Source organism: Protofrankia sp. CiP1_Cm_nod3 (assembly GCF_982290655.1).
The window spans coordinates 7,242-10,537 of the sequence record NZ_CEVIVD010000082.1; the positions used below are offsets into that span (position 1 = coordinate 7,242).

1 protein-coding gene is annotated in these 3,296 nt (G+C 74.6%); it reads right to left on the minus strand.

The window, feature by feature from the left end; genetic code table 11:
* The coding region (locus AC5LUJ_RS15765; protein ID WP_493465178.1) for an EAL domain-containing protein at positions 1 to 3,217 on the minus strand (3,217 nt) is incomplete at its 3' end.
* Positions 3,218 to 3,296 lie beyond the last annotated feature (79 nt).

A 3,296-nucleotide genomic window follows, 5' to 3' on the forward strand; every position in this document is an offset into this window, starting at 1 on the left:
CCGGCAGCCCGAAGAGGCAGACGGCGGTTCCCGCCGGCAGGCCCTGCAGGACGGTCAGGAAACGGTCCCGGCTGGTCAGGCCGGTGGCCGGGTCGACGCCGATCTCCCGGACGCGGACCTGGGCCGTGCGCAGCCGCGCGAGGGTGTGGCCGGCCTGCCCGCCGAGCAGGGTGACCGCGCGCAGCCCCGCCTGGTCGACCCGGGTGCGCGTCGCCGCCCAGCACGCCGCGACCAGGCCGATCAGGCCGCCCTCACCGGGGATCGGCACCAGCAGCGCCGAGGCGATGCGGGGCCGGCGGACGACCCGGTGCGGGAACGGCCGTGACGTCGACACGTCCGGGAAGAAGACCGGTGCCCGGGTGCGCAGCACGGTACCGATACCGGTCTCGTCACTTTCCGTGAAGCGGGCCCCGGAGGAGATCATGGTGTCCTCGTCCGGTCTCGTGGCGGACGCGGCCACGTGGAACACCGTCGAGCCGGGCATGTCCGCGAGCAGCAGGCTGACCGCGTCCGCGTCGAGCAGGTTCCGGGAGACCTCGGCGACCATCGACACCGCCGGGTCGAGATGGTCCGGGTACCAGAACTGGTCGAGCGCGCCCAGCGCGGCGGTGACCTGGTCGGCCATGCACACGGCCCGCCGGGCCGCCAGCAGGTGCGCGCTCTGCCGTCCCAGCGCGGCCAGGGACTCCTTCTGCCCGGGGGTGAGGGCACGCGCGACACGGTCGAGCACCGCGACATGGCCGATCACCGCGTGGTCCGGGGTACGGATCGGCGCCGCCGCGTAGAACCGGAACGGGCTGCTCGGGCCGAGCGCGGCCAGCCGCGCGAAACGGGGGTCGCCGGCGATGTCGGGGATCTCCACCACGGCGGCGGGCCCGGCCGGTGCGTCCAGGCCGAGGAGGGCCTCCTGGGGCAGTTCGGTGGCGGTCGATCCGTAGCATGCCCGGCGCCACTGCCGGTCGGCGCCCCGGAAGGCGACGAACGCCGCGGGCGTGGCACACAGGCGGGCGGCCAGCGTCGCGATCTCGTCGAACGCGCCGTCCCGGTCGGGCTCGAGGAGCTGGTGGCCGGGTGGGGCCCCGCGCCGGCCCGGTTCGTCCGCCGGTGTCAGGGCGAGCGGTCCGGTGTCGCCCAGCCCTGGCCCCGGCCCTGGCTCTGGCCCTGGCTCTGGCCGTCCGCCGGCCCGCGGGCCGCTGGATGCCGGCCCGCGGACGGTTCCCGGGCCGCCCTCGGGTGCCGGCCCGTCAGCGGCGGCCACGGCGGCCGCGGCGGCTGTCGGCGCGGCGGCTACCGGCCCGCCGTCAGATGGCGGCCCGCCGTCAGATGGCGGCCCGCCGTCAGATGGCGGTTCCGCGCCGCCGGGGTGCGTGGCACCGGCGGGCCGCGGCCCGGTGCCGCCCACGGGGGCCAGGGACACCTCGTAGGTGCCGGCGCGTAGCACCGTCAGCAGGTGCGCGGAGGGCGGCAGCGGGGACGAGATCGCGTCGCCCTGCAGCAGATCGCAGCCGAGTTCCATCAGCATCCGCATGGCCCGGGCGTCCTCGACGCCCTCCCCGACCACGCGCAGCCCCAGCCGGTGGCCGAGATCCAGGACCGAGCGCACGATCGCGACGTCGGGCAGGCTGCCGTGGGCGTCGGAGACGAACCCTTTGTCGATCTTCACTTCATCGAACGGCAGGGTCTTGAGGATCTCCATCGAGCTGTAGCCGGTGCCGAAGTCGTCCAGCGACAGCTTGACCCCGCGGGTGCGCAGCTTCCGGAGCATGGCCGCGGCCCGCGCCGGCTGCGTGACCAGCGCGCTCTCGGTGATCTCAAGGGTCAGGACGTCGGCGGGCAGGCCGTGCCGGCCCAGCGTCTCCGACACCAGGTCGGGCAGGTCGTCGCGGACGAGCATGCGCGCCGAGAGGTTCACCGACACCGGGGTGTGCTCGCCGGCGCGGGCCCAGTCCGCGCACTGGCGCAGGGCCTCGTCCAGCACCCACTCGGTGAGGTCGATGATCAGGGTTGACCGTTCCGCCATCGGCAGGAAGGCGCCGGGCGCCAGCAGCCCCCGGCTCGGATGCGCCCAGCGCAACAGCGCCTCCACCCCGGCGATCCGGCCGGTCTGGCAGGACAGCAGCGGCTGGTAGTGCAGCACCAGCTCGTCACCGGCGATCGCGGCGCGCAGCTGCGCGTGCAGGGCGAGCTCCCACGGGCGTACCCCGCCCATGCCCGCGTCCCAGACGCCGACCCGCTCGCTCTCACGGGCGGCCGCGTGCAGGGCCGCGTCCGCGGCCGGCAGCAGCGTGCCGAGGGTCGTGCCGTGCGTCGGCGCGGCCGCCACGCCCGCGCTGGCCTCCACCTCCACGTCGACCCCGTCGATGCGGAACGGGCCGCGCAGCTGCCTGATCACGGTACGGCCGATCGCGCGCAGGTGCTCGTGGGCGGCGGCGGGCTCGTCGGGCAGCTCGAGCCCGCACAGGACGACGGCGAACTCGTCGCCGCCGAGACGTCCGACCAGGGCGGGATCCGTCGCCACGTTACGCAGCTGCATCGCGACGACCTGGAGCAACCGGTCGCCGGCGGGATGGCCGAGGGCGTCGTTGACCTCACGGAACCGGTTGATGTCGAGGAGCACCAGGACGGCGTGCCGGCCGTCGGCGACCGCCGCGGCGATCGCCGGCTGGGCGGCGTGGGCGAGGCCGGACCGGTTCGCCAGGCCCGTCAGCAGGTCACGGACGATCAGCAGATGGTTCCAGCGGCCGACCCAGAACGTCACCAGGGTGGTGGCGACGATCGTGACGATGGCCATCACCACCGCCGCCCCACCGGGGTACAGGTCGCCCTTGAGAGCAACCCCCAGCACCGCGCTGGCGCTGATGACCAGCGCGTGCAGGAGCGCGACCCGCAGGCGGACGACCATCGCGGCGTAGGCGGCGATCCAGAAGTACCAGAGCAGGTAGAGGTCGCTGTCCCGGCCCGAGTCGCTGCCGCCCAGCGCGATCGTGACGGCCAGCAGTGAGGAGAAGACCAGGAGCTGGTGCGCTCTTGGGCCGATCCGGGCCAGCAGCATGGCCGCGAGCAGGTTGGCCGCGCTGATCGCCGCCGCCAGCCACGTGGCGAGCCGGTCCTGCCCCGGCGAGCCGGGCAGCAGGGCCAACGCCGTGAACGCGACGATGCCCACCGTGGAAAGAACAATCAGGAAAAGCCGCCGGTCCGTGAAGAACGAGAGGCTCACGGCGATCGGTCCTCCTGCCATCGGGTGCGCGGCGCCACGGCCGCACCGGCCGAATCCGGAATATGACCCGAATCCGGGG